Source organism: Flavobacterium piscis (genome assembly GCF_001686925.1).
In the GTDB taxonomy this organism is placed as follows: Bacteria; Bacteroidota; Bacteroidia; order Flavobacteriales; family Flavobacteriaceae; genus Flavobacterium; species Flavobacterium piscis.
The window spans coordinates 456,514-481,264 of sequence record NZ_LVEN01000042.1; the positions used below are offsets into that span (position 1 = coordinate 456,514).

Below are 24,751 nucleotides of genomic sequence, written 5' to 3' on the forward strand. Positions count from 1 at the left end.
AAAATAATTTATAAAAAAATGAAAAATAGAAAATATATAAAAGTAGGAGTTGCCGGACCAGTAGGTTCTGGAAAAACTGCTTTATTAGAACGATTGAGCAGACACTTATACGGAACATATGATCTTGGCGTAATTACAAATGATATCTATACGAAAGAAGATGCAGAATTTATGGCCAAAAACAGTCTTTTGCCTCATGAACGTATTATTGGGGTAGAAACAGGAGGATGTCCTCACACCGCTATTCGCGAGGATGCAAGTATGAATCTTGAAGCAGTAGATGAATTGGCAAACCGCTTTTCAGATATTGAACTGATTTTTATCGAAAGTGGCGGAGATAATCTGTCAGCAACTTTTAGCCCGGATCTTGCTGATGTGACCATTTTTATAATTGATGTTGCCGAAGGTGAAAAAATTCCAAGAAAAGGAGGACCAGGTATCACAAGATCAGATTTACTGGTGATCAATAAAATCGATTTGGCTCCTTATGTGGGTGCAAGTCTTGAAGTGATGGAAAACGACGCAAGAAGAATGAGAAAAGGAGCTCCTTTTATATTTTCAAATCTTAAAACAGATGTTGGTGTGTCGGAAATTATAGGCTGGATTAAAAAATATGCTTTACTGGAAGATTGTGAAGAACCGAATTTAGTAAGATAATGAACAGTCGCTTACATATTATAGCAGGTTATAAACAAGGAAGCTCCTATGTAAAAGACCTCTATGTTTCTCCTCCTTTTCGTGTAGTATCAGTAGGACAACGCAAAACCGACAATAAGCTTTATCAAATTGTAATGAGTAGCTCACCGGGAATTTTATGCGGTGACCGTTACCAACTGGATGTTGATTTAGAAAAAGGAGCCGCATTGCAGCTGCAGTCACAATCATATCAAAGATTATTTAATATGAAAACTGACGCTGTGCAGCAGCTTACTATCTCGATGGAGGATGATACTTCTTTTGCTTATGTCCCACATCCGGTGGTTCCTCATGAAAATTCTGATTTCAAAAGTAAAGCCGAAATCCGTATTGGTACAAACAGTCAGGTAATCATCAGTGAGATTATCACCTGTGGAAGAAAGCATTATGGTGAGCTTTTTAAATTGAGACGTTTTCAGAATCTTACAGAGATTTATCACAAAAACAAATTGGTTGTAAAGGACAATGTACTTATCCAACCTGACCTGATTCCGATAAACGGCATAGGAAATCTGGAAGAATTTACGCATCAGGGAACTCTTATCTTTTATAGCACGAAAGAAAATGTGGATAAAAATCTCTTAGTAGAAACTATCTATTCTATTATAGAATCTCAAAGTGAGATGGAAATCGGCATTTCGGCAATGGAAGATAACGGATTCGTTATTAGAACACTGGGAAATGGTGGTGAAGTAATGTATAATTTTTTCCTCAAGGTTCAGGAAATCCTTTGGGAATTAGAATAAAAATTAGTTATGAATAGTACTATTTGGGCATTAATACTGAGTGCTGTATCTATAAGTTTTATACATACCGCATCAGGACCAGACCATTATTTGCCATTTATTGTTTTGTCGAAATCTAAACAATGGAGCAAAAGCAAAACAATTCTACTTACAATTGTCTGTGGTTTTGGCCACGTTTTTAGTTCTTTGGTTCTAGGAACTATCGGGGTTTTTATGGGATGGCAGCTTAATAAATTTTCATGGTTTCAGGAAATCAGAGGCAACATTTCGGGTTGGGCATTGCTTCTTTTTGGCGTAATCTATCTCCTATATGGCATGATTCAGACCATAAAAAATAAACCTCACAAGCATTTTGATGTACTGGGAGGTGATGTTTATGTTTATGAACACAATCACGGCGAAGTCGTTATGCCTCAAAGCCGAATAAAAGTAACACCCTTTGTGCTGTTCATGATTTTTGTGATGGGACCAAGTGAACCACTTACACCACTTCTTTTTTATTCGGGATTAAATCGTTCCGTGACCGAAATTGTTGCACTAGTAGTACCATTTGCACTTACAACTGTCGCAACGATGCTGGGCATGGTTTTACTTGGACGATACGGATATTCAACTTTTTTTAAGACCGACAAACTAGAACGCTATATGAGTGTTGTAAGTGGTGCTGTAGTCACTATATGCGGCATTGGAATGGTCTTTTTAGGATGGTAAAATCAAAACAAAAAACAATTCAAAATGGATAAAATTTTCACAAAAATTCCTTTTATCGATAATGTATTAAAGGGAATAGGGCAAATTATGCTTCAGGAAAACAAATGGACAGGAATCTTATTTCTTATTGGTATTTTTTTAGGAAGCTGGCAAGGAGGTGTTGCTATTTTGTTGTCTACAAGTGCCGGAACATTTACAGCGATGAAACTGGATTATGACAAATCGGAAATTAATGCCGGATTATATGGTTTTAGTGCAGCTTTGGTGGGAGTGGCTTTGTCTTTTTTCTTTCAGACTACAATATTAATTTGGATTCTTATTGTTTTAGGTGGCGCACTGGCAAGTATAATTCAGCATTTTTTTATTAGCAAAAAAATTCCGGCGTTTACATTTCCATTCATTGTTATTATTTGGGTATGTGTTTTTGTATTGCATCACTTTACAGATATCCCACCTTCGGAAATGATTAGCGCAAAACCGGAAAATGTTGCCTATAGCGAATTTATAACACCCATAAATGGCTTTGGGGAGGTCATTTTTCAAGGAGGATTATTATCAGGAGTTATTTTCTTTATCGCAATTTTTATCAGTTCTCCCGCAGCAGCTTTGTATGGCCTTGTAGGATCTTTATTGGGAGCTTATTTTTCATATATGGATGGCGAATCAATTGAAGGTATTCATATGGGATTATTCGGTTTTAACGCGGTACTTTCTGCTATTGTTTTTTCAGGTTTCAAAAAAACAGACGGGTTGTGGGTATTAATCGCAGTCTTGATTACAGTTGCTATTGATGACTTCCTGATTGATCATAACATCCTGACTGAGGTAGGCGGAGTATTGACTTTTCCGTTTGTGGTAGGAACGTGTATTACATTACTTATTCAGAGATTATTTATTACTAAAAAACAAAACTAAAAGCATCCCCAATTTACAACATCATTCAATTCAAATAATCATGTATTTCTTGCTGGGATAGCAGAATGCATATCTAAAAATTACTCAAATTATTAAAATAAATAAACAAAATGGCATCAAATAAAATAAACTCATTAGTAGCTAGAAATACCGAGAATGCTCCAAAAAATATCGGACCATATTCACAAACTGTAGCGTTTTCACATTATAATAATCTATCAGCTCAATTACCAATCGACCCAAAATCTGGTAAGATAGTAGCTGGCGGTATAAAAGAACAGACCGAACAATGCTTTAAAAATATCAAAGCCATTTTAGAGAGCATCGATCATGTTATGAATGATGTCGTTAGAATCACTGTATTCGTAAAAAACATTAAGGATGTTGATACTGTAGACGAAGTTTATAAAACATTCTTCCCTACTTATGTTCCAACACGAACTACAGTTGCAGTTGCTGCTTTACCTTTGAATGCTTTAGTACAAATTGAAGCACTTGTTTCAAATGGCGAGGGTACAATTCCAAATGCACCACAGGCAGGTAATCTAATCAAACTTATTAATAACACGGCAAATGCACCTTTGAGTAATTTGTCTGCACAAACAGTATCATTCTCTCATTATAATAATCTTTCAGCTCAATTACCAATCGATCCAAAAACGGGCAGATTGATAACAGGAGGTGTAAAAGAGCAAGCTCAACAATGTTTAAAAAACATCAAAGCAATCTTAAACAGTATTGATGTTCCTTTTGATGATATTGTTAAGATTAATATCTTTCTTAAAAACCTGTCAGACATTGAAGCTGTAGATGAGGTTTATACAGCATTTTTTCCTGATTCTGCTATTGCAAGGGCTGTAGCTTATGTTCCTGCAAGAACAATCGTGGCCGTTTCGGATTTATCTATGCATGCTTTGGTACAAATTGAAGCAGTAGTGTCACACGGAGACGGAACACCTCCTCAAGCTATCGAAGACAGACATGGAATTGTCATCAACGCAAACAATACTGAAAATGCGCCAAAAAATTCTCTTTCTACGCAAACCGTAGCATTCTCTCATTATAATCACATTTCAGCTCAATTGCCAATCGACCCAAAAACGGGTAAAATGATAGCCGGAGGTGTAAAAGAGCAGGCAGAACAATGTTTAAAAAACATCAAAGCAATTTTAGAAAGTATTTCACATGGTATAGAAGATGTAGTTAAGGTTAATATCTTCCTTAAAAACATCACAGATAGCGAACTTGTAGATGAGGTTTATACAACATTTTTCCCAGGGGGTATTCCTGCAAGAAGAACAGTTGGCGTGTCAGCATTACAAAACGATGCATTAATCCAAATTGATGTAGTGGTATCAAATGCAGAAGGAACACCTCTAAAAGCGTAACATTCAACTCAAAATATAATTTATAAAAGGGGCGATAATGGTATTATCCCCCTTACCCTTCTGCTTTATTTCTTAAGTAATTTTTTATTCCAAAAAAAAAACTAAAAAAGTATTTAGCATCGGGCAAGTACGGTTTTTTCTTATTGAATTCAGAAATCAAATCACCTTATACTTAAAATAAAACAATTATGAAAAATAGTAAATTCGCATTTTTATTTTTGGTTGTTACTGGTTGTTACACAGCACAAGCACAAATTAATTTTCCGTCTCAACAAAAAACAGATGATGGAAAATCGCTTTATGAAATGGAGTTTTCTCCTCGTTTAAAATTAAATGGATACTTAAATTTAGGAGGTAATGACATGAATTCTCAGTCAATCAACCTAAATTCAGCTGATCCTTACAATAAAATCGATCAGAAAAATGCAGGTTTTAATATGTATCAAACACAGTTGGCATGGAAGACTATCTATAATGGATTCTCAAAAGGTCCTTTAGTTACTTATGTTGAAGCGCAATGGTGGGGCGCTCCCGGCGCAGGCGGTAACTTACAATTAAGGGTAGCCTACGTCGATTACAATCATTGGCATATTGGTCAGGACTGGACTTTCTTTGGTAATGGTGTTCCAAGTTGGTACAATACGCTGGATTGGGAAGGACCTAATAGTGGAACATGGGCGCGTCATCTACAGGTCAAATATTACAATGATTTTGGTGCCGACAAATCATGGAAGTTTGAAGGTGGTGTCGAAAGTTCTTCTGAATATCTTAAAATCGCTGGTGGAGTTACTCCCGGTCAATTTTCTGTAGATCCAATTGTAGCATTTACCAAAAAACTGCATGACCAAACAGGTTACTTACGTTTAGCTGTTATGGGACGTACGCTTCGTTATGAAAAAGACACAAATGATAATACTATGACAATGGGATGGGGCGTTAATGCCAATTACAAAACGATGCTCAATGAAAAGAGTTATTTTATGGCTCAGGCTGTTATTGGTTCTGGTATAGGAGGTTCTTATACTTTATCCGGTGCCTTGTTTGGTAATGGAGGTGCAGGAAATATGTATGACGCCATTTATGACCAGAATGGTAACTTTAAAACAGTGCCTATTTATGGAGGTTCTGCAGGCTTAGAATATTACTTTGGAGAAAAGAAAAGGCTGCATTCTAATTTAGTTGTAGGTTATACTACCATGACGTATAATGCAACTCCTGTTTCGCTTGTAAACAGTAAAGTTATAAATGATAATTCAACGGCAGATTTTGTTAACAATAATTCGAATTCGAATACGCGAATTGCTTTGCCTTCTGCTTCTATCAATGCTATGTATGATATCACCAAAAACTTCTTAATAGGTTTAGAATATGATGCCGGCGCGAAACAGATCATCAATACCAATACACAAACTTCTACAGTTAATCGTATTGCTGTAGGCATGATGGTTGGATTCTAGCTTTTACTAATAATAGACTTTTGAGTCACATTAAACATAATAATCTAGAAAATCTGCTTGAAGCTTTTACAAGCAGATTTTGTAGATTATATTAAAAAACAAAATGACAAGAATTCAAAATACAATAGTTTTCCTTCTCTTAATGATAAGTGTAGCAGCTGTAGCACAGAAGAAAGAAAGTGAAATGAAAGCTTTCCTTAAAGATACAGACAGTAAATTTCCAATAGGTAATGTCTTGATAGAATACAATCACGGAAACACACATAGCCATTCAGAACAAGATGGTTCGTTCAAATTGCACTTTCAATCCTTTCCGGATACACTTGTAATTAGTCATCAGGGATATGATCAGCAGAAATTGGCTGTTAATAGCACTACTGAGTATGAAAACAAAGTCATTTTTCTTCAGCGCAAGCCTATTGAGATTTCCGAAATAATTATTAACCACAATTCATTTCTTTCAGATATCACAAAAGTTGATCTTAATAAATTTCCGGTAAACTCAGCTCAGGATTTATTGCGCAAAGTTCCTGGTTTGTTTATTGCCCAACATGCCGGTGGTGGAAAGGCAGAACAAATTTTTTTAAGAGGTTTTGATGCAGATCACGGAACGGACGTTAGTGTAAATGTAGACGGAATGCCTGTAAATATTGTATCACATGCTCACGGTCAGGGATACTCAGATCTGCATTTTGTGATTCCCGAAACCATCAATAATATCGATTTTGGAAAAGGAGCCTACTACGCTGACAGAGGAGATTTTAATACTGCGGGTTATGTAGATTTTAAAACTTATGGGGCTTTGAAAAACAGTATGATTAAACTCGAAGCAGGTTCTTTTAATACGAAAAGAATTCTGGGAATGTTCAATATCATAAACGATCCTGACAACAAGAAAAATTTCTATTTAGCAACAGAATACAATTACACCGATGGGCCTTTTGATGTAAAACAAAATTTCAACAGAGTTAATATCTTTGGAAAATACAACCAGTGGATAACCGATAATGATTATTTCAACATTCAATTTTCTACGTTTAATTCTTCCTGGAATGCTTCAGGACAAAATCCGGAACGCGCCATTAATCAAGGAATTATTGATCGTTGGGGAAGTATTGATCCTACCGAAGGAGGAAGTACTTCTCGTACCAATGTTCAGATGAATTTTAAACATATCATTTCTCCATCAGAGCATATTGAAGCGATGGCTTGGTATTCTAAGTATAATTTTAATCTTTATTCTGATTTTACATTTTTCTTAAATGATCCTATTCACGGAGATGAAATTCAACAAAAAGATGGCAGAAATATTTATGGCGGTGAATTTAAACATGTCAAAAATTTCATCTTTTCTAATAGTTCTTTAGAATTGATATCCGGAATTGGATTCCGAAATGACGATATTCAAACTTTGCAGCTGAATCATGTTTATCACAGAGATTTATTGTTGAATAAAAAAATGGATGTTACCGGCGTAGAAACCAATTTGCACGCTTATTCAGAATTGGTATGGAAAACCGGAAAATGGACTATTGCTCCGGCGCTAAGACTGGATCATTTTATTTTTAATATGCATGATTTACTGGATCAGGAGCAATTGCCATCGGGACAATCATCAGAAGCAACCCGACTGAGTCCTAAGCTTAATTTTTCTTATGCTTCCAGTGACAAAGTTGTGTGGTTATTAAAAACAGGCATGGGGTTTCACTCTAATGATATGAGGGTTGTAATTCCACAAAACGGGCTTAATACATTACCATATTCTATAGGAGCTGATTTCGGAACGAGACTTCATCCTTTGAAATCATTGATTATTACACCAACGATATGGTATTTATTTCTACAACAGGAATTTGTTTACGTAGGTGATGATGCTGTAGTAGAACCGTCGGGTAAATCAAAACGTTATGGATTTGATTTAGGTATTCGCTACCAGCCATTACCAAATCTATATTTAAATGCTGATGTTAATTATTCTCATGCCCGATTAATGGAGGAACCAAAAGGAGAAGATTATATTCCGTTAGCACCCGTAATTACGAGTACCGGATCTTTAAATTGGGATTTCATGAAAGGCTTTTCTATAGGATTACAGTATCGTTATCTAGGTGAAAGACCTGCAGTTGAGGACAATAGTCTCAAAACAAAACCTTACCTTGTAAATGATTTGATATTTTTTTACAACCGTGCAAAATGGGGGGCTAATATGCAAATCAATAACTTGTTTAATGTAAAATGGAATGAAGCTCAATTCGCTACAGAAACGCAACTGAAAAATGAAGCTGCACCAATTACTGATATTACTTATACTCCGGGAAACCCTTTTGGAATAAAAATGGGAGTATTTTATAAATTTTAAATGAAACTAAGTATTAAATTTACACGATTTTCAATAGTATATTAATATGGAAACACTTTCTAATTTTCAATATAAGAAACTTTTTCTTCCTAATATTACAGAAAAAATACTTTCTAATAATGCCGATATACAGCTTTACAGGCTCGAAGATTATCTAAAAGGTATTCTTATGCCCGTAGTTCCATACCGTACCACTTTTAATTTTGTTCTGTTTATCACCAACGGACATATTAAACAATATCTGGAGAATAAAGAATATAATGTAGAAAAAGGAAATGTTATTTTTATCAAACAAGGAACAATTACAGCGACCATAGAATTATCAGATGATGCCGAAGGTTTTTTCTTAGCCTATGAAAATAATATTGTATCCGAACAGGAATTACCCAAACATAAAACCAGCATTTTTTTTATGCCTCCTTTCCTAAATTTGGATAGTCTTACTTACGAAACAATTAAACAATTGCTTACCATTATGGAGCAGGAGTTATGGCTTAATGAATTGAATTTAAACGAGATAATTATTACTATGCTTCATCTTATTTTGGTGAAAATATTAAGTACAGATACTAATAGTCATCATAAATCAGCTACTCGTCCCATGGAGTTGTCTCTTCAGTTTCGGGATATTCTGTTCAAGTATCACAGAGATGAAAAAAGAGTAACATTTTATGCCGATAAACTATCTGTTACAGAAAATTACCTTAATAAATGTGTGAAAAATATAACTCAGAAATCACCCAAACAATGGATCAACGAAATGGATATCAATTACAGCAAAGCGCTTCTTCAGTCCAGTAAAGATATTGCTGAAATTGCTTACCAGCTTAATTTTCACACAGCTTCACATTTTACGCAACTTTTTAAGAAAATTACAGGAATCACCCCTAAAGAATATAGAATACAATTTTTTAAATAAAATGATATTCTCCTGGTAAAAACCTATCCTGCTAATACTATATTCAAAAAATAATTTAATACAAAACAAAAAAAAACACTCGTTTCGAGTGTTTTTTTGTGACCACGGTGGGATTTGAACCCACACGCCCTTACGAGCACCACCCCCTCAAGATGGCAAGTCTACCGTTTCTCCACGTGGCCTAAAATAAAAAAAGGTCAAGTAAATAAATACTCGACCTTTTGTGACCCGACTGGGGCTCGAACCCAGGACCCCATCATTAAAAGTGATGTGCTCTACCAACTGAGCTATCGAGTCATGCTATCAAGAAAAGTATTTTGTAAATCACAAATTTTGTGACCCGACTGGGGCTCGAACCCAGGACCCCATCATTAAAAGTGATGTGCTCTACCAACTGAGCTATCGAGTCATATTCTTTCCTTGAATGCGGGTGCAAATATAAGGAGTTATTTTTGATATTTGCAAGCTTATTTATTATAAATTTGTCTTTTTTTAATCAAAATTTACAACACCTTAATTTTTAGGTTCTTATTAAAATGAAAAAGATTATATTATTAGGATATATGGGCTGCGGAAAGTCAACAATTGCCCAAAACTTGTCAAAAATTACAAATATTCCGTTTCTGGATTTAGATAAATGTATCGAAAATAAAGCAAATTTATCGATAAACGAGATTTTCGAGCAGTTTGGAGAGATCCATTTTAGAAAACTAGAACACGAAATGTTGCTGGAATTACTTCAGTCTTCAGAAAACAGCATCATAGGCTTAGGCGGAGGAACGCCTTGTTATGCCAATAATCATGAATTATTAAAAAGAGATGATGTTACTTCGATTTATTTAAAAGCTTCAATAGACACTTTATATAATAGATTAATTCATAACAAAAGCAAACGTCCGCTAATTGCTAATATGAATGAAGAGGAAATGAGAGAGTTTATCGCAAAGCATTTGTTCGACAGAAGCTATTATTATAATCACGCGCAACATAAAGTTTCGGTTGATAATAAAGCTGTCGATGAAACAGTTCAGGATATTCTGGAAATCTTAGCTTAAAAAAGCATAATTATCACCGTTGTCATCAAAAACAACCTGAACATGCTCTAATAAAGAGGTAGATAACGAAATTCCTTTAAAATCGGCCTTTACAGGATATTTTTTATGATTTCGATCTACAAGCACTGCTGTTTTGAATTTCTTTAACGGAACGTCTAAGAAATGACGAACAGCATAAATTAAAGTAGTCCCTGAATTTAAGACGTCGTCTACAAGTACCAATCCTTTGTTTTCGTATTCTTCTTTTGTTAAAGAAGTCTGTATAGGCAACTGCGGATTTTGTTTGTCGACTTTCACTTCGCAAAGAGAAACCTTAAGTGTCGAAATTGTACTTAGTGCCAAAGCAATTTTTTGCGCAAAAATAGATCCGTTAGATGCGATTCCGGCAATAACAACTTCTTCTTCGTCAACAAATGTTTCGTATATCTGATAGGCGATACGTTTTATTTTATGTTCGATTTCCTGATTTGTTAAGATGATGTTTTTGCTCATGATTTATTTTTTTGCTAAAATACAACTAGAATTTTAGATATTAGAATTTAGATTTCAGATTTTTTGATTGGAATTTGGGATTTGTAAAATTTGGAATTTACTCAGTTTCTTCATCATCAATAATATCATTTCCGTATTCGTCGATATCTCTTCTGTCTTTTTTAGTTGGTCTTCCGGTTCCGGTTTTGCGATAATGCTCTTTAGATAGTTTTAATAATTCTAAATGTGCATAAGCTTCAGCTGGTGTTTCATTTTTTCTATATATATCTACCAGTTTTGCACCAACACGGCTTTCAGGAATATCGAGAACCGTTATAATTTGTGTGATCTGATCTTTTCTAAAAGTGATTTTATCGGTTGGAAAAACTTCTTTCGAGGGTTTGGCAACCTGCCCATTTACTGTAACATGGTTCTTTTTGCAAGCTTCAGTAACCATATTTCTGGTTTTGTAATAACGTACGCACCATAAGTATTTATCTATTCGCATAATTTTTCTAAATTCAAAGTTAAATTCTTTACAAAAATAAATCAATATTGTATCTTGCGCACTTAAAAAATTAACAATAATGAATAAATTTAAATATTATTTTATTTTATTACTTGCAGGAATAGCGATTGTGTCTTGTAATAAAAGTGATGATGACGATGTTGTGACTGTGCCTCTAAGGGACTATAAAGAACAATACAAAGCAGATAATGATTCTATTGTTAAGTATTTAAAGACTAATTATATTAAGGAAGTAACTCCTAATTTTGATATCGTAATAGAAAAAATTCCTGCAGGAGGAACAGAAGTTTCCATTTGGGATCAAAAGGAATATCCTTTGCAAACAAGAAAGGTTTATAGTAATGATGTTACTTATGAAGTGTATTTTTTAACTTTAAGACAAGGAACAGGAAGTGCTCCTATGAATACAGATAGAATTGTTGCTTCTTACACAGGTAATTTTTTGAATGGAAAAGTATTTGATAGTTCTTATGGAAATGCAGAGACTTTTAACTTATTTGCATATTCACCTGAAGGTAGTGTGATCGAGGGTTGGTCAGAGATTTTTCCTCAGTTTAAAACTGGTACTTCTAAAACAGATGTAGCGACGGGTGTTATTAGTTATGATAATTATGGTGCGGGAGTTATGTTTTTGCCGTCAGGATTAGGTTATTATGCCGGTACTGTAGGTAGTGATGGTCCTGCATATTCTTGCCTAGTGTTTAGTTTTAAGTTGTTTGATTTGCAAAGAATGGATAATGAATATAGTATTTCTTCGTCGACCGGAGGAATTGTTATTCTTGGAGATGGTGTTCCTGATTATTTGGAAGATGTAAATGGTGACGGTTATGTTTATGATTTTAGAAATACAACTAAATATCCGAAACCGCCAACTGATTTAATTGATGATACAGATGGAGATGGAATAGCTGATTTTGTTGATTTTGATGATGATGGTGATGGTTTTACTACAAGATTCGAAATTACAAAACCAACAAATCAAATAGGTATAGTTAAAGTTGGTGATGTTTATATAAATTACGGAACCGGATTTTATTATCCTTGGGATGCTAGAGAAGATAATCCTGCTACGCCAAATACAAATGAATTTGAGCCTAGAGGAATTCCTAGAAAACCAACAGGGGCGAATGGAACTTTTGTACCTGAAGACTATACGGCTTCAGGACGATTAAGAATTCATCTTGATAAAACATATCCAATTAAAAAGAATTGACTTTTTGATTGATAATAAACTAAAACCTCGAAAGTGATTTCGGGGTTTTTTTTGTGTTCAAAAATTTCTCTTGTACTGAAAAGTGCAGTTTTTTGGAATTAATTTATTGACTTGTAGTGGTTTATTTAGAAAATAATTTACCGTTTTACGTTTTCCCGTAATGAATATCTGAATCATAATGGTAGATTTGTAAGAGTAATGATCAAATCGTAAAAATGAAATTAACAAAAGTTCTTGAGGACTTCTTGAAATTAAAGATTAGTGAGGAGTATTTGGCCAGTTGTTAGATGCTTATTGCGATATAGATCATGTTTGATAAATAAGAGGCTGCAAAATAGAAACAAACGATGAGTCTAATAAGAGTAGTAGTGATTTCTGTCAACTTATACTTGTGATGCTTTGGGGAGCATCATCAAATATTAGTTCAGTCTCTTGATACAAGAAATCAAATTTGTCTGATATTGAATTTTGTTATTTCAGTTTCGAGTCCGGCAGCTTTGTTTCTATTGATCTGCTTTTTTATGCTAATATTTGGTATTGGTATAAAAGTAAAAACCCCGAAAGTGATTTCGGGGTTTTTGATATAAAGTAAGAAAATCTAAAAATTATTTTCTTTTGATTACTCTTTCTACAGCTTCAACAATCGCTTGGTTGTTCAATTTGTATTTTTCCATTAATTGCTCTGGAGTTCCAGATTCACCAAAACTATCGTTTACAGCAACAAACTCTTGTGGAGCAGGATTGTTTAAAGCTAACACTCTTGAAACGCTTTCTCCAAGACCTCCAAGAATATTGTGCTCTTCTGCAGTTACAACACATTTAGTTTTTGCCAATGATTTTAGAATCGCTTCTTCGTCAAGAGGTTTAATAGTGTGAATGTTGATTACTTCAGCAGAAATTCCTTTTGCTTCTAATGCTTCTGCAGCGATAAGAGCTTCCCAAACTAAGTGTCCTGTTGCAACAATAGTTACATCAGTTCCTTCGTTTAATAAAATTGCTTTTCCAATTACGAAAGGTTCGTCAGCTGGCATAAAGTTAGGCACAACCGGACGTCCGAAACGTAAATAAGCAGGACCATGATGATCTGCTAATGCTAATGTAGCCGCTTTAGTCTGATTGTAATCGCAAGTATTAATTACAGTCATTCCAGGTAACATCTTCATTAAGCCAATATCTTCAAGGATTTGGTGTGTTGCTCCGTCTTCTCCTAATGTTAAACCTGCGTGAGATGCACAAATTTTCACGTTTTTATCAGAGTAAGCAACAGATTGACGAATTTGATCGTAAACTCTTCCTGTAGAGAAGTTGGCAAAAGTTCCTGTAAAAGGAATTTTTCCTCCAATTGTTAAACCTGCAGCGATACCAATCATATTAGCTTCTGCAATACCAATTTGGAAAAAACGCTCCGGGTGATTTTTTTTGAAATCATCAAATTTTAATGATCCAATTAAATCAGCACAAAGTGCTACTACTTTTTCGTTTTTTTGACCTAGTTCAGTCATTCCCGCTCCAAAACCTGAACGAGTATCTTTACTTCCTGTATTTGTATATTTTTTCATTTTTGTCTTTTTGCTGTACGCAATAGGCTGTAGGCAATAGGCATAAAGCTTACTGCTTAAAGCTTATAGCTTTTTTTAGTAATCGATTTGATCTGCAGAATAGTTTTGAGCCAAAGCACTTTCTAATTGGTCATTGTTAGGTGCTTTACCATGCCATGCGTGAGTGTGCATCATAAAATCAACTCCGTTACCCATTTCAGTATATAGTAAAATACAAACTGGTTTTCCTTTTCCTGTTCTTGATTTTGCATCTGTTAAACCTGCAATGATAGCATCGATATTGTTTCCTTCTTTAATTTCAAGAACGTCCCAGTCAAAAGCTTCAAATTTTGCACGGATACTTCCCATTGCTAAAACTTCGTCAGTTGTACCATCAATTTGTTTTCCGTTAACGTCAACAGTTGCAATAAGGTTGTCTACTTTTTTAGCAGAAGCATACATGATCGCTTCCCAGTTTTGACCTTCTTGTAATTCACCATCTCCGTGTAAAGTATAGATTAAGTGATTATCACCGTTTAATTTTTTTGCTTGTGCAGCACCAAGAGCTACAGATAAACCTTGTCCTAATGAACCAGAAGCCATACGAATTCCAGGCAATCCTTCGTGAGTTGTTGGGTGCCCTTGTAAACGAGAGTTTAATAATCTAAAAGTTGCAAGTTCTGAAACAGGGAAATAACCGCTACGTGCTAGTACGCTATAAAATACAGGAGAAATGTGTCCGTTTGAAAGGAAGAAAATGTCTTCTCCAATTCCGTCCATATCAAAACCTTCTTTACGCTCCATAATGTTTTGGTATAGAGTTACCAAAAATTCAGTACAACCTAGTGAACCACCTGGGTGACCTGAGTTGACAGCATGTACCATTCGAAGAATATCTCTTCTTACTTGGATAGTTAAATCGCTTAATTGTTGTGTGTTAGGCTTCATTTTATGTGTAAAAGTTAAACTGGTGCAAAAGTAATTTTTATTTTGCGGGCTGACAAATGATTTTTGGGTTTAGTTTGCTGAAATTGTTAAATTTTGAACCTTTTTTTGTTGATTTAGAAAAAAAAGAAAACTTCTTGAAAGAAAAAAGTTTGTTAGAAGTTGAAACGATTAAAATCATTTGAAAAAAAATCCAAATATCAATCCACTTTTTTGTTGAAAAAAATAACATTTTGCATAAAAAATGCCACAGATTACAAGATTAAATTGATTTAGAAAAATCTATTAACTTGAAATCTGTGGCAAAAATCTATTGTAATTCTTGTAATTTGGGACAAAAAAGGGCTTATTCCGTATCGCCTTCGCTATAAAAATTATTTTCTTCATCTTCAGAACCAATTTCTTCCTGCTCATCATCAAGTTCTGAGCCTGGAATATCTAAATCGTTTCCGAGTTTGTCACTATTTTGTTTCCATTCATTGTCGTTGTTATCGTTTTGAATGACTGTTCTTTCACCTGAAATCCCTTCCGGATCGATGTCTTCCAGTTTTTCTTCCTGATTGTAAATGTCTTCGTTTGCAGGATAATCTAAATTTTCAAGATTTTTTTCAATCTGATCATCTTTAATTTGATCTAAATCTACGGGAGTTTTTTCTTCTGAATTTATCATGATGACTATATTTTAATTGTTATAAATTTCATTTTAATGTAGGATTAAAGTTAAGAAACTAATGTGCGTGGTATGTTACATTTTGATAATGCGATTGTTGTAACTTTTACATTTGTGTTATTTATCGAAAAGCTGCTGCATATTTGCGTTAGGGATAGAAGTGAAAAGCCCGGAGCCTGACGAAGGAAGTGCGAGGACTTGTAGCGAATAGCCCGACCGAAGGGAACGCCCAAAAAGAATAAATTCCAATTTTTGTAAATTCCAAATTTCAAACTTTTAGGCAAGTAAAAATCATTATCTAATTATATAATCGACAAATTATCTAATTAATTAAATTTTCCTCAAATTAACCTATCTTTGCCGACTGAAAAAAGAAACAGATGAAGTTTGATTTATTGAAAAAAGATCCGCAATCTAAAGCGAGAGCGGGAAGTATTACTACAGATCACGGCGTAATCGAAACGCCTATTTTTATGCCTGTCGGGACGGTTGCATCTGTAAAAGGAGTACACCAGCGCGAGCTAAAAGAAGATATTAATCCGGATATTATCCTTGGGAATACCTATCATTTATATTTACGTCCGCAGACTGAAATTCTTGAAAAAGCGGGTGGATTGCATAAATTCATGAATTGGGATCGTAATATTTTGACTGATTCTGGTGGATATCAGGTGTATTCTCTTTCGAATAACAGAAAAATTAAAGAAGAAGGAGTAAAGTTTAAATCGCATATTGATGGTTCCTACCACTTTTTTTCACCGGAAAGCGTAATGGAAATTCAACGTACAATTGGGGCTGATATCATTATGGCTTTTGATGAATGTACGCCTTATCCTTGCGATTACAGGTATGCACAACGTTCGATGCACATGACGCACCGTTGGTTAGACCGTTGTATCAACCATTTGGATAAAGTGCCTTATAAATATGGTTATGAGCAAACTTTTTTCCCAATTGTTCAGGGAAGTACTTACAAAGATTTACGTCAGCAATCTGCTGAATATATTGCCAATTCAGGACAGCAGGGTAACGCCATTGGTGGTTTATCTGTAGGTGAACCTGCTGAGGAAATGTACGCGATGACCGAAGTGGTTTGCGAAATTTTACCCGAAGACAAACCTCGTTATTTGATGGGAGTAGGAACTCCAATTAATATTTTAGAAAATATTGCGTTAGGTATTGATATGTTCGATTGTGTGATGCCAACTCGTAATGCCAGAAACGGTATGTTGTTTACGGCAAACGGAACAATCAACATTAAAAATAAAAAATGGGAAGCTGATTTTTCGCCAATCGACGAAATGGGACATACTTTTGTAGATACTGAATATACGAAAGCCTATTTACGCCATTTATTTGCTGCCAACGAATATTTAGGAAAACAAATTGCTACGATTCATAATCTTGGCTTTTATATGTGGTTGGTTCGTGAAGCCAGAAAACATATCTTAGCAGGAGATTTTAGACCATGGAAAGAAATGATGGTTAAAAACATGAGCCAAAGACTATAAAAGAGTTTCAGGTTATTTTTGTTTCAGGTTTCAGGTTCAGTTGAGAACGTGAAACCTGAAACTTGAAACTTGAAACTTTTAAACTTGAAACTAAAAGTTTTATGCTGACTATAATAGATAAGTATATTTTAAAAAGATATTTAGCCACTTTCTCAGTGATGATCTTATTATTTATTCCGATTGGAATTGTAATTGACGTCTCTGAAAAGGTGAATAAAATGTTGGAGAACAAGATTCCTTTTACTGCAATTGCGGTCTATTATTACAATTTTACAATTTATTTTGCGAACTCTCTATTTCCGATATTCTTGTTTTTATCGGTAATTTGGTTTACCTCAAAATTGGCTAATAATACTGAGATTATTGCGATTTTAAGTTCTGGAATTTCATTTACGCGTTTTCTTCGTCCTTATATTATTGGTGCTTCTATCGTTTCGGTTTTTGTGCTTTTAATGGGGTTTTTCATTGTTCCGGCTGCCAGTGAAGGTTTTAATAATTTTAGGTATACCTATCTAAAAGGAAACGGAAAACAGCTGATGCGCGGAGAGAATACCAATGTGTACAGGCAAATTAATGACAACGATTTTATTTTTGTAAATAGTTTTAATGAAGAGTCTAAAACGGCTTTTAATTTTACATTGGAACATTTTGAAAAAGAGCAGTTAACGTATAAAATTACTGCCAGCCGTATAAAATGGGATCCTAAAAAGAAGATTTATATTTTGTACGATTATACCAAAAGAACCCTTGGCGAACTGAATGATAAAATAGAAAAAGTACCTGAGAAAAATGTGGCTTTCAAATTTGAACTGGCCGATTTAACTCCAGTGGTATATATTGCCGAGACGCTTCCGTTAGGCAAGCTGATTGATTTTATCGAGAAAGAACGTAAAAGAGGTTCAGGAAATATTAATACTTATTTAGTCGTACTATATAAAAAATACAGCGTACCGGTTTCGGCTTTTATCCTGACCATTATTGCCGTAGCAGTTTCGTCTATGAAACGACGCGGTGGTATGGGAACGAATCTTGCGATTGGTATTGCAATTGCATTTTCATTCGTATTTTTTGATAAAATATTCGGTACCCTTGCCGAAAAATCTACTTTCTCACCTTTATTTGCTGTCTGGTTCCCGAATATTGTTTTCGGAATTCTGGCAGTTTACCTATTACGTAATGCGAAACGATAATTTAAAAAGTTATTTAAATCTTCATTTAATTGTTTTTATTTGGGGCTTTACGGCTGTTCTTGGCGCTTTGATTACTATTGATGCTGAAAATCTGGTATGGTTTAGAATGCTTCTTGCAGGTGTTTTTCTTGCTGCTTTTATAGTTTACAAGAAGCAATCTTTTGTGATTTCGGCCACGTCCTTTGCTAAATTAATTTTTGTTGGATTGCTAATTGCAATGCATTGGATTTTCTTTTTTAAGGCCATTCATGTTTCGAATGTTTCAATAACACTTTCGATATTTTCGTTGGGTGCTTTTTTTGCATCTTTACTGGAGCCGCTTTTTTACGGAAGAAAAATTTTATTTTATGAAGTTTTCTTCGGGTTAATTATTATAGCAGGTTTAGCATTAATAATGCGCGTAGAAGTAAAATACCTGGTAGGAATGTATTATGCCCTGGCTTCTATTATTCTGGGAGTTTTGTTTACCTTAATGAATGGTAAGTTAATTTCTGATCATGAACCGTCGGTAATTACGTTTTATGAGTTTGGAGCAGGAGTTTTCTTTATTTCAGTTTATTTTTTAATACAAGGAAAATTCAATGCTGATTTCTTTACCATGTCATTAAACAACTGGATTCTGCTATTGGTTTTGGCATCAGTTTGTACTGCTTATGCATTTACGGCATCTGTAAAAGTAATGCAGAAACTAACGCCTTATACCGTAATGTTAACGACTAATTTAGAGCCTGTTTACGGAATTATTCTGGCCTATTTTATCTTGGGCGGAAAAGAAAAAATGAGTACAGAATTTTATATTGGCGCTCTGATAATTGTAATTACAGTTATCTTAAACGGCGTTTTTAAAAATTATAAAAATAAGAAAGAAGTGTAATAATTTCCTTATTTTTAAATTACATTTTTACATTTTAAATACGATTTAATCACACCAATGATATAATATTTTTATATTTGCGGTTCGATTTACAAACAAAATTCAAAAATCCATGGAATATTTAGATTTTGAGCTTCCAATAAAAGAACTTGAAGAACAGTTAGAAAAGTGTGTTATAATTGGAAAAGAATCTGATGTTGATGTAACACCTACCTGCAAGGAAATCAACAAAAAATTAGAAGAAACTAAGAAAGAAATATACAAAAACCTTACGGCTTGGCAACGAGTTCAGCTATCAAGGCATCCAAACAGACCTTATACTTTAGATTATATCAGAGCAATTTGCGGAGATACATTTTTAGAACTTCATGGAGACAGAAATTTTAAAGATGATAAAGCGATGGTGGGCGGACTAGGAAAAGTAAACGGACAATCGTTTATGATCGTGGGTCAGCAAAAAGGTTTTAATACAAAAACACGTCAGTACCGTAATTTTGGTATGGCAAATCCGGAGGGATACCGTAAAGCTTTGCGTTTGATGAAAATGGCAGAGAAATTCGGAATTCCGGTTTTAACTTTAGTTGATACTCCGGGTGCATACCCAGGACTTGAAGCAGAAGAAAGAGGACAAGGAGAAGCTATTGCCAGAAACATTTTCGAAATGGTTCGTTTACAAGTGCCAATTATCACGATTATCGTTGGTGAAGGTGCTTCTGGAGGAGCTTTAGGAATTGGTGTTGGTGATAAAGTTTACATGTTAGAAAATACATGGTACTCGGTAATTTCGCCAGAATCGTGTTCGTCTATTTTATGGAAAAGCTGGGAGTACAAAGAACGTGCTGCAGATGCTTTAAAATTGACTTCATCTGATATGAAAAAACAAAAATTAGTGGATGATGTAATACCAGAACCGCTGGGTGGAGCGCATTACGATCGCGAAACTACTTTTAAAACAGTAGCAGAATACATCACCAAAGGATATAATGAATTGAAAGACTTATCAACAGCCGACTTAATTGCCCAAAGAATGGACAAATACAGTAATATGGGCGAGTATAAAGAGTAAATTCATGTAAAACGATTTAAAATCCGAAGCCTTACAGTTTCGGATTTTTTTTTGGTTATCAACAAAATGATCTTATTTATAAACAATTAATAGTTATAACTCAATAGCGATCTTTTTTTAAATTTCGCTACTTTCGCCATATGGAAAATTTCAAAAGTGTAAACCCCGCAAAGGTAAATAAACCCTCAATTATTAATTTAGAAAAAGGAAAACTTCCTCCGCAAGTTCTTGATTTAGAAGAAGCTGTGCTTGGGGCGATGATGATTGATAAAAAAGGAGTTGATGATGTAATTGATATTTTGCAAGGGGATGCTTTTTATAAAGAAGCACATAAATATATTTTTGAGGCAATCGTTCAGCTTTTTACAGAAACGCAGCCAATTGACTTGTTGACGGTTTCGACTCAGTTGAAAAAAAATGGAAAATTAGAATTAGCCGGAGGAGATTTTTATTTAATTCAGCTTACACAAAAAATAGCATCTTCGGCGCATATCGAATTTCACTCGCGTATCATTCTTCAAAAGTTTATTCAAAGAAGTTTGATTCGTATTTCGACTGAAATTATCGAAGCATCTTATGATGAAACTGCGGATGTATTTGATTTGCTTGATCAGGCCGAATCTAAATTATATGAAGTAACGCAAGGAAATATCAAACGTAGTTCTGAAACTGCTCAGAGTTTAGTACTTCAGGCTAAAAAGAAGATTGAAGAAATTGCAAAACAAGAAGGTTTAAGTGGTGTTGAAACAGGTTTTCATAATCTGGATAAACTAACTTCGGGATGGCAGCCTTCGGATTTAATTATTATCGCGGCGAGACCTGCGATGGGAAAAACGGCCTTTGTACTTTCGATGGCGAGAAATATCGCTATTCAGTACGGGCATGGAGTGGCTTTGTTCTCTCTTGAGATGGCTTCAGTTCAGTTGATTACCAGGTTAATTTCATCAGAAACAGGACTTTCGTCAGAGAAATTACGTACTGGTAAATTAGAACCTCACGAATGGGAAATGCTGAGTACCAAAGTAAAAAACTTAGAAAAAGCGCCTTTGTTTATTGATGATACACCATCTCTTTCTATTTTCGATTTAAGAGCAAAATGTCGTCGTTTAGTTTCGCAGCACGGTATCAAGATTATCATTATCGATTATTTGCAATTGATGACTGCCGGTGGAAATAATAAAGGAGGAGGAAACCGTGAGCAGGAAATCTCGACAATTTCCCGAAACTTAAAAGCCCTGGCAAAAGAGTTAAATGTACCGGTAATTGCCCTGTCACAGTTATCACGTGCGGTTGAAACGCGTGGTTCCAGTAAACGTCCGTTACTATCGGATCTTCGTGAATCTGGAGCGATTGAGCAGGATGCCGATATTGTTTCGTTCTTATACCGACCTGAATATTACAAAATTGAAGAATGGGATGATGATGAGGCGTCGCCAACTGCTGGTCAGGCAGAAATCATGATCGCTAAACACCGTAATGGTGGTATCGAAAACATTCGATTGAAATTTATAGGACACTTGGGTAAGTTTGATAACCTTGATGATTTCTCTGGTAGTTATGACGATTTACCATCAAAAATGAATCATGAAGATAATCCATTCATAACCAAAAATTTACCTTCGCCTAATGAAGCATTTGGCAGTAACCTAAATGACGATGATGATGACAGTGATGTTCCGTTTTAATAAAATATTTAAGCCTCTTTTATGAGGCTTTTTTTACACCTAAATGTTAACTTTTTTGATAAAATTGAGTAGTTTAGCCAAACAATTGATTCCAACAATTGCATATTAATTAACAACCAAAAAAAAATATTATGTCAAAAGAAGAAAGTTTCGAAAACTTAGGAAGTGTAGAAGTAGGATTGTCTATTGCTGAAACCTGGACAGCAAATTATCGTAAAGCCACTGCCGAACAAGATGAGTTGGGAAAAAAAACAGGAGCTTACCTTATTCCGTTAGCCACTTTAAAATCAGTATTAGAGCATCCAATAGATGCTGTTCGTGCTTATAAAGCAATTAATACCGCAGGCGAACAAGTCTTGGTTTTTGTTGGAACAAAAAAAGACGAAAAAGGAATTTACAGAGATGTGTTCTTTTCTGGTGATGCAGTTGAAAATGAAGGATCTGTTGTTTATGATGCAACACGCCCATGTCCGCCTTATGGAGACCCGTCTAGTCCGCTTAGTTAATGGATGATTTTTTAATATATTTTGGTTATTTTATCTTAGTAATCAATGTAGGTTTATATTCATTTAGCTTTTTTCGAAAGGAAAAAGCTAATGTTTTTTTTATGCTTTATTTAATGTTTTCTCTCTTCGTACAATTTGGAATGGAGTTCCTCTATCATTTAAAAATGAACAATTTATTGCTCATGAACCTCTTTTTTATTGGCCAGATGGTCTTATTGGGATTGTTTTACAGATCGTTATATAAGCAGGAAATTCAGAAAAAATTTGTTTTGATCGCTTTATGTTTTGTATTATTAATTTTAGTAGCCAGAATTGTTTACGATCCGGGTCTGCAGTTTAAGTTTAATTTATTTCAAATTACTATTACTTCTTTATTAACGGTTGTTTTTGCGTTAATTCATTTTTATAATATGATTACCGAAAATAAACAATATTACTATCTTACAATAGGCGTTATTGGCTATATGTTTGGAAGTACAGTTTTATTCTTAATAGGTAATCTTACAATAGGGTTAAGTGATGATATTAAATATCTTAGCTGGAGATTAAATGCTTTTTTATTTATTGTTTATTACTTTTTTATTTTATTTGAATGGATAAAGAGTTTTTCAAAAAAGAATGTTAAGATATGAGTTCGAATCTGGATTATGAGAAAGAAATAGTAGCGATTATTTTGTATACTTCTTGCTTTTTGATGGTTGTTGCCATTTTTTTGGTAGTGTTTTTTTATTTTTCGAGGAAAAAAATTATTCAAAAAGAATTAGAGAAAAGAGATTTAATATTACAATATCAAAAAGAACAATTGCACGCTGTGATTTTTACTCAGGAAGAAGAACGAAAAAGAATTGCTCAGGATTTACACGATGATATCAGTTCTAAACTTAATATTGTTTCATTAAATACACATTTACTTTCTGCTCCTAATTTAACAGAAGCTGAGACAAAAGAAATTACAGATAATATTATCAATCTAACGGCAAAAGCTTTGGAGAATTCCAGAAAAATTGCCCACAATTTACTGCCTCCGGTTTTTGAGAAATTTGGACTTAATGCGGGTATTGAAGAGTTGTGTGAAGAATTTGAAAGCAGTAAATCGGTAAAAGTAAAATACGAGAATGAAGTTGATTTTGATGAGAAAGAGATAGATCGTCATTTGCATGTGTTTAGAATTTTGCAGGAATTGATGAATAATTCTTTACGTCACGGAAAAGCGACCGAAATATACATTGCGTTTAAAAATATAAACGGGATTATTACTTGCAATTATCAGGATAACGGGGTAGGACTTGATAGTGAAAATGTTGAAAATCAGAAAGGATTAGGAATGAAAAATATCGACAGCCGAATTTCTTTTTTGAATGGAACGATAAAAATGAACTCTGAAAAGGGTAATGGAGTTGCCGTAATTTTCACTTTTTAAGTTAAAATTGATAAACAAACACTCTTTTTGCTTAATATGTTAAGATTCTGGGGCTGTTTTCGTTTGAGATTTTGTAATTTCGACGAACCAAACGACCAAAATCAAATAAAAAATGAGTGCCGCTATTAAAATTGCTTTAGTAGATGACGAAGTTTTATTCCGTAAAGGAATATCTTTTTTATTGCAAAGAGAAGATAATATCGATATTATTTTTGAAGCATCAAACGGAGAAGAACTTCTGTCTAATTTAAATGACAGTATTATCAAACCCGATATTATTATTATGGATTTGAAAATGCCTATTCTTAATGGTGTTGAAGCCACAAAAATAATCCGAAAATTATTTCCCGAAATTAAAATAATTGCTTTAACAAGTTATGATACAAAATCGTTTATTGCAAATATGATTCAGGTTGGTGCTGTTGCTTACTTAATCAAGAATACAACACCAAAGGATTTAATTCACACCATTAACCAAGTTTCAAAAAAAGGTTTTTATTATTGTGATAATGTTCTGAAAACAATTCAGGAAACAATTATTTCTACTAAAAATTCAAAAGGAAATTTAGAAACAAGTTTTCTATCGCCTCGCGAAATAGAAATTCTTCAGCTTATTTGCCTGCAAAAGACGACTACAGAAATTGCCGAGCATCTTTATTTGAGCCCGCGAACCGTAGAGGGACATCGTAACAATTTATTGCTAAAAACAGAGTCCAGAAATATTGCAGGATTAGTAGTATATGCTATTCAAAACGAAATAGCAGTTTTGACAATTTAAAAATTCAACTTGTTAAAAACTGAATTGAAAGTACATAGTACAATACTATCGTTACTACAAGTAAGCACAAGGCTATTTTTTGCATTACATTCATTCCCTTTGGTTGGTT

24 protein-coding genes and 3 tRNA genes are annotated in these 24,751 nt (G+C 34.2%); 19 read left to right on the forward strand and 8 right to left on the reverse strand.

Features of this window, described 5'->3' with window-relative positions; genetic code table 11:
* Positions 1 to 18: 18 nt before the first annotated feature.
* The 8 genes from ureG (at position 19) to FLP_RS19515 (ending at position 9,191) form a co-directional block, all read left to right on the forward strand.
* Positions 19 to 657: an urease accessory protein UreG gene (ureG, locus tag FLP_RS19480; protein ID WP_065451142.1), complete on the forward strand. Its 639-nt coding sequence runs from the start codon at positions 19 to 21 to the stop codon at positions 655 to 657.
* Positions 657 to 1,442 (forward strand): urease accessory protein UreD, encoded by a 786-nt coding sequence (locus tag FLP_RS19485; protein ID WP_065451143.1) that lies wholly within the window; start codon positions 657 to 659, stop codon positions 1,440 to 1,442. Before ureG ends, FLP_RS19485 begins: the two co-directional genes overlap by 1 nt.
* A 9-nt stretch (positions 1,443 to 1,451) precedes the next feature.
* The gene (locus FLP_RS19490) at positions 1,452 to 2,153 is read left to right on the forward strand and encodes a hypothetical protein (protein WP_065451144.1); all 702 of its coding nucleotides are present in this window, start codon (positions 1,452 to 1,454) and stop codon (positions 2,151 to 2,153) included.
* Positions 2,154 to 2,177: 24 nt separating this feature from the next.
* Positions 2,178 to 3,068, forward strand: a complete 891-nt coding sequence (locus FLP_RS19495) for an urea transporter (protein ID WP_065451145.1) — start codon at positions 2,178 to 2,180, stop codon at positions 3,066 to 3,068.
* Between the two features lie 110 nt (positions 3,069 to 3,178).
* On the forward strand, positions 3,179 to 4,456 hold the full coding sequence (locus FLP_RS19500) for a RidA family protein (protein ID WP_065451146.1): 1,278 nt from the start codon (positions 3,179 to 3,181) through the stop codon (positions 4,454 to 4,456).
* A 188-nt stretch (positions 4,457 to 4,644) separates the two neighbouring features.
* Positions 4,645 to 5,913 carry a hypothetical protein gene (locus FLP_RS19505; RefSeq protein ID WP_065451147.1) on the forward strand — a complete coding sequence of 423 codons (1,269 nt, stop codon included), beginning with the start codon at positions 4,645 to 4,647 and terminating at the stop codon, positions 5,911 to 5,913.
* 103 nt (positions 5,914 to 6,016) lie between these two features.
* Positions 6,017 to 8,272: a TonB-dependent receptor gene (locus FLP_RS19510; protein ID WP_065451148.1), complete on the forward strand. Its 2,256-nt coding sequence runs from the start codon at positions 6,017 to 6,019 to the stop codon at positions 8,270 to 8,272.
* Between the two features lie 46 nt (positions 8,273 to 8,318).
* The gene (locus FLP_RS19515; RefSeq protein ID WP_065451149.1) at positions 8,319 to 9,191 is read left to right on the forward strand and encodes a helix-turn-helix domain-containing protein; all 873 of its coding nucleotides are present in this window, start codon (positions 8,319 to 8,321) and stop codon (positions 9,189 to 9,191) included.
* A 99-nt stretch (positions 9,192 to 9,290) separates the two neighbouring features.
* On the opposite strand, the gene FLP_RS19520 is transcribed toward FLP_RS19515, so the two are convergent.
* The 3 genes from FLP_RS19520 to FLP_RS19530 all read right to left on the reverse strand — a co-directional run bounded on the left by FLP_RS19520 (position 9,291) and on the right by FLP_RS19530 (position 9,600).
* Positions 9,291 to 9,373, reverse strand: a tRNA-Leu gene (locus tag FLP_RS19520).
* A 42-nt stretch (positions 9,374 to 9,415) separates the two neighbouring features.
* Positions 9,416 to 9,488: transfer RNA gene (locus tag FLP_RS19525), tRNA-Lys, on the reverse strand.
* A 39-nt stretch (positions 9,489 to 9,527) separates the two neighbouring features.
* A tRNA-Lys gene (locus tag FLP_RS19530) sits at positions 9,528 to 9,600 on the reverse strand.
* Between the two features lie 127 nt (positions 9,601 to 9,727).
* Here FLP_RS19530 and FLP_RS19535 point away from each other — a divergent pair.
* Positions 9,728 to 10,246 carry a shikimate kinase gene (locus FLP_RS19535; protein ID WP_065451150.1) on the forward strand — a complete coding sequence of 173 codons (519 nt, stop codon included), beginning with the start codon at positions 9,728 to 9,730 and terminating at the stop codon, positions 10,244 to 10,246.
* On the opposite strand, the gene FLP_RS19540 is transcribed toward FLP_RS19535, so the two are convergent.
* Together FLP_RS19540 and FLP_RS19545 are read right to left on the reverse strand one after the other, a co-directional pair.
* Positions 10,238 to 10,738, reverse strand: a complete 501-nt coding sequence (locus FLP_RS19540; RefSeq protein ID WP_065451151.1) for a phosphoribosyltransferase domain-containing protein — start codon at positions 10,736 to 10,738, stop codon at positions 10,238 to 10,240. The genes FLP_RS19535 and FLP_RS19540 overlap by 9 nt on opposite strands.
* Before the next feature lie 97 nt (positions 10,739 to 10,835).
* Positions 10,836 to 11,225, reverse strand: coding sequence for an RNA-binding S4 domain-containing protein (locus FLP_RS19545; RefSeq protein ID WP_065451152.1), 390 nt, complete (start codon positions 11,223 to 11,225; stop codon positions 10,836 to 10,838).
* Positions 11,226 to 11,304: 79 nt separating this feature from the next.
* Between FLP_RS19545 and bamM the strand changes: the two genes are divergently transcribed.
* Complete coding sequence (bamM, locus tag FLP_RS19550) at positions 11,305 to 12,459, forward strand: BamM family beta-barrel-assembly machinery protein (protein ID WP_065451153.1); 1,155 nt, start codon at positions 11,305 to 11,307, stop codon at positions 12,457 to 12,459.
* 605 nt (positions 12,460 to 13,064) lie between these two features.
* On the opposite strand, the gene FLP_RS19555 is transcribed toward bamM, so the two are convergent.
* The 3 genes from FLP_RS19555 to FLP_RS19565 all read right to left on the reverse strand — a co-directional run bounded on the left by FLP_RS19555 (position 13,065) and on the right by FLP_RS19565 (position 15,612).
* Positions 13,065 to 14,018 (reverse strand): transketolase family protein, encoded by a 954-nt coding sequence (locus FLP_RS19555; protein ID WP_065451154.1) that lies wholly within the window; start codon positions 14,016 to 14,018, stop codon positions 13,065 to 13,067.
* Positions 14,019 to 14,093: 75 nt separating this feature from the next.
* The gene (locus tag FLP_RS19560; RefSeq protein WP_065451155.1) at positions 14,094 to 14,945 is read right to left on the reverse strand and encodes a transketolase; all 852 of its coding nucleotides are present in this window, start codon (positions 14,943 to 14,945) and stop codon (positions 14,094 to 14,096) included.
* 343 nt (positions 14,946 to 15,288) lie between these two features.
* The gene (locus FLP_RS19565) at positions 15,289 to 15,612 is read right to left on the reverse strand and encodes a hypothetical protein (RefSeq protein WP_065451156.1); all 324 of its coding nucleotides are present in this window, start codon (positions 15,610 to 15,612) and stop codon (positions 15,289 to 15,291) included.
* Positions 15,613 to 15,992: 380 nt separating this feature from the next.
* On the opposite strand from FLP_RS19565, the gene tgt reads away from it, so the two are divergent.
* From tgt to FLP_RS19610, 9 genes are all read left to right on the forward strand, one after another.
* Positions 15,993 to 17,123: a tRNA guanosine(34) transglycosylase Tgt gene (gene tgt / locus FLP_RS19570; RefSeq protein WP_055091740.1), complete on the forward strand. Its 1,131-nt coding sequence runs from the start codon at positions 15,993 to 15,995 to the stop codon at positions 17,121 to 17,123.
* A 101-nt stretch (positions 17,124 to 17,224) separates the two neighbouring features.
* Positions 17,225 to 18,313: an LptF/LptG family permease gene (locus FLP_RS19575; protein ID WP_065451207.1), complete on the forward strand. Its 1,089-nt coding sequence runs from the start codon at positions 17,225 to 17,227 to the stop codon at positions 18,311 to 18,313.
* A complete protein-coding gene (locus FLP_RS19580) occupies positions 18,300 to 19,187 on the forward strand; it encodes a DMT family transporter (protein WP_065451157.1) in 888 nt (295 codons plus the stop codon). The genes FLP_RS19575 and FLP_RS19580 overlap by 14 nt, the downstream gene beginning before the upstream one ends.
* A 112-nt stretch (positions 19,188 to 19,299) precedes the next feature.
* Positions 19,300 to 20,253 (forward strand): acetyl-CoA carboxylase carboxyltransferase subunit alpha, encoded by a 954-nt coding sequence (locus tag FLP_RS19585; protein ID WP_065451158.1) that lies wholly within the window; start codon positions 19,300 to 19,302, stop codon positions 20,251 to 20,253.
* 140 nt (positions 20,254 to 20,393) lie between these two features.
* Entirely contained in the window at positions 20,394 to 21,938 is a 1,545-nt protein-coding gene (dnaB, locus tag FLP_RS19590) for a replicative DNA helicase (protein ID WP_065451159.1), read from the forward strand.
* Positions 21,939 to 22,069: 131 nt separating this feature from the next.
* Positions 22,070 to 22,444 carry a hypothetical protein gene (locus FLP_RS19595; protein ID WP_065451160.1) on the forward strand — a complete coding sequence of 125 codons (375 nt, stop codon included), beginning with the start codon at positions 22,070 to 22,072 and terminating at the stop codon, positions 22,442 to 22,444.
* Between the two features lie 164 nt (positions 22,445 to 22,608).
* A complete protein-coding gene (locus tag FLP_RS19600) occupies positions 22,609 to 23,076 on the forward strand; it encodes a hypothetical protein (RefSeq protein WP_243397559.1) in 468 nt (155 codons plus the stop codon).
* Positions 23,073 to 23,864, forward strand: coding sequence for a sensor histidine kinase (locus FLP_RS19605; protein ID WP_065451162.1), 792 nt, complete (start codon positions 23,073 to 23,075; stop codon positions 23,862 to 23,864). The genes FLP_RS19600 and FLP_RS19605 overlap by 4 nt, the downstream gene beginning before the upstream one ends.
* Before the next feature lie 112 nt (positions 23,865 to 23,976).
* Positions 23,977 to 24,642: a response regulator transcription factor gene (locus tag FLP_RS19610; RefSeq protein ID WP_065451163.1), complete on the forward strand. Its 666-nt coding sequence runs from the start codon at positions 23,977 to 23,979 to the stop codon at positions 24,640 to 24,642.
* Positions 24,643 to 24,751: the final 109 nt, after the last annotated feature.

What these genes read in the sequence shown, in the direction of transcription:
- ureG (WP_065451142.1), top strand. Translation starts at nt 19, where the DNA reads ATGAAAAATAGAAAATATATAAAAGTAGGAGTTGCCGGACCAGTAGGT.
- FLP_RS19485 (WP_065451143.1), top strand. Translation starts at nt 657, where the DNA reads ATGAACAGTCGCTTACATATTATAGCAGGTTATAAACAAGGAAGCTCC.
- FLP_RS19490 (WP_065451144.1), top strand. Translation starts at nt 1,452, where the DNA reads ATGAATAGTACTATTTGGGCATTAATACTGAGTGCTGTATCTATAAGT.
- FLP_RS19495 (WP_065451145.1), top strand. Translation starts at nt 2,178, where the DNA reads ATGGATAAAATTTTCACAAAAATTCCTTTTATCGATAATGTATTAAAG.
- FLP_RS19500 (WP_065451146.1), top strand. Translation starts at nt 3,179, where the DNA reads ATGGCATCAAATAAAATAAACTCATTAGTAGCTAGAAATACCGAGAAT.
- FLP_RS19505 (WP_065451147.1), top strand. Translation starts at nt 4,645, where the DNA reads ATGAAAAATAGTAAATTCGCATTTTTATTTTTGGTTGTTACTGGTTGT.
- FLP_RS19510 (WP_065451148.1), top strand. Translation starts at nt 6,017, where the DNA reads ATGACAAGAATTCAAAATACAATAGTTTTCCTTCTCTTAATGATAAGT.
- FLP_RS19515 (WP_065451149.1), top strand. Translation starts at nt 8,319, where the DNA reads ATGGAAACACTTTCTAATTTTCAATATAAGAAACTTTTTCTTCCTAAT.
- FLP_RS19535 (WP_065451150.1), top strand. Translation starts at nt 9,728, where the DNA reads ATGAAAAAGATTATATTATTAGGATATATGGGCTGCGGAAAGTCAACA.
- FLP_RS19540 (WP_065451151.1), bottom strand. Translation starts at nt 10,738, where the DNA reads ATGAGCAAAAACATCATCTTAACAAATCAGGAAATCGAACATAAAATA.
- FLP_RS19545 (WP_065451152.1), bottom strand. Translation starts at nt 11,225, where the DNA reads ATGCGAATAGATAAATACTTATGGTGCGTACGTTATTACAAAACCAGA.
- bamM (WP_065451153.1), top strand. Translation starts at nt 11,305, where the DNA reads ATGAATAAATTTAAATATTATTTTATTTTATTACTTGCAGGAATAGCG.
- FLP_RS19555 (WP_065451154.1), bottom strand. Translation starts at nt 14,018, where the DNA reads ATGAAAAAATATACAAATACAGGAAGTAAAGATACTCGTTCAGGTTTT.
- FLP_RS19560 (WP_065451155.1), bottom strand. Translation starts at nt 14,945, where the DNA reads ATGAAGCCTAACACACAACAATTAAGCGATTTAACTATCCAAGTAAGA.
- FLP_RS19565 (WP_065451156.1), bottom strand. Translation starts at nt 15,612, where the DNA reads ATGATAAATTCAGAAGAAAAAACTCCCGTAGATTTAGATCAAATTAAA.
- tgt (WP_055091740.1), top strand. Translation starts at nt 15,993, where the DNA reads ATGAAGTTTGATTTATTGAAAAAAGATCCGCAATCTAAAGCGAGAGCG.
- FLP_RS19575 (WP_065451207.1), top strand. Translation starts at nt 17,225, where the DNA reads ATGCTGACTATAATAGATAAGTATATTTTAAAAAGATATTTAGCCACT.
- FLP_RS19580 (WP_065451157.1), top strand. Translation starts at nt 18,300, where the DNA reads ATGCGAAACGATAATTTAAAAAGTTATTTAAATCTTCATTTAATTGTT.
- FLP_RS19585 (WP_065451158.1), top strand. Translation starts at nt 19,300, where the DNA reads ATGGAATATTTAGATTTTGAGCTTCCAATAAAAGAACTTGAAGAACAG.
- dnaB (WP_065451159.1), top strand. Translation starts at nt 20,394, where the DNA reads ATGGAAAATTTCAAAAGTGTAAACCCCGCAAAGGTAAATAAACCCTCA.
- FLP_RS19595 (WP_065451160.1), top strand. Translation starts at nt 22,070, where the DNA reads ATGTCAAAAGAAGAAAGTTTCGAAAACTTAGGAAGTGTAGAAGTAGGA.
- FLP_RS19600 (WP_243397559.1), top strand. Translation starts at nt 22,609, where the DNA reads ATGAACAATTTATTGCTCATGAACCTCTTTTTTATTGGCCAGATGGTC.
- FLP_RS19605 (WP_065451162.1), top strand. Translation starts at nt 23,073, where the DNA reads ATGAGTTCGAATCTGGATTATGAGAAAGAAATAGTAGCGATTATTTTG.
- FLP_RS19610 (WP_065451163.1), top strand. Translation starts at nt 23,977, where the DNA reads ATGAGTGCCGCTATTAAAATTGCTTTAGTAGATGACGAAGTTTTATTC.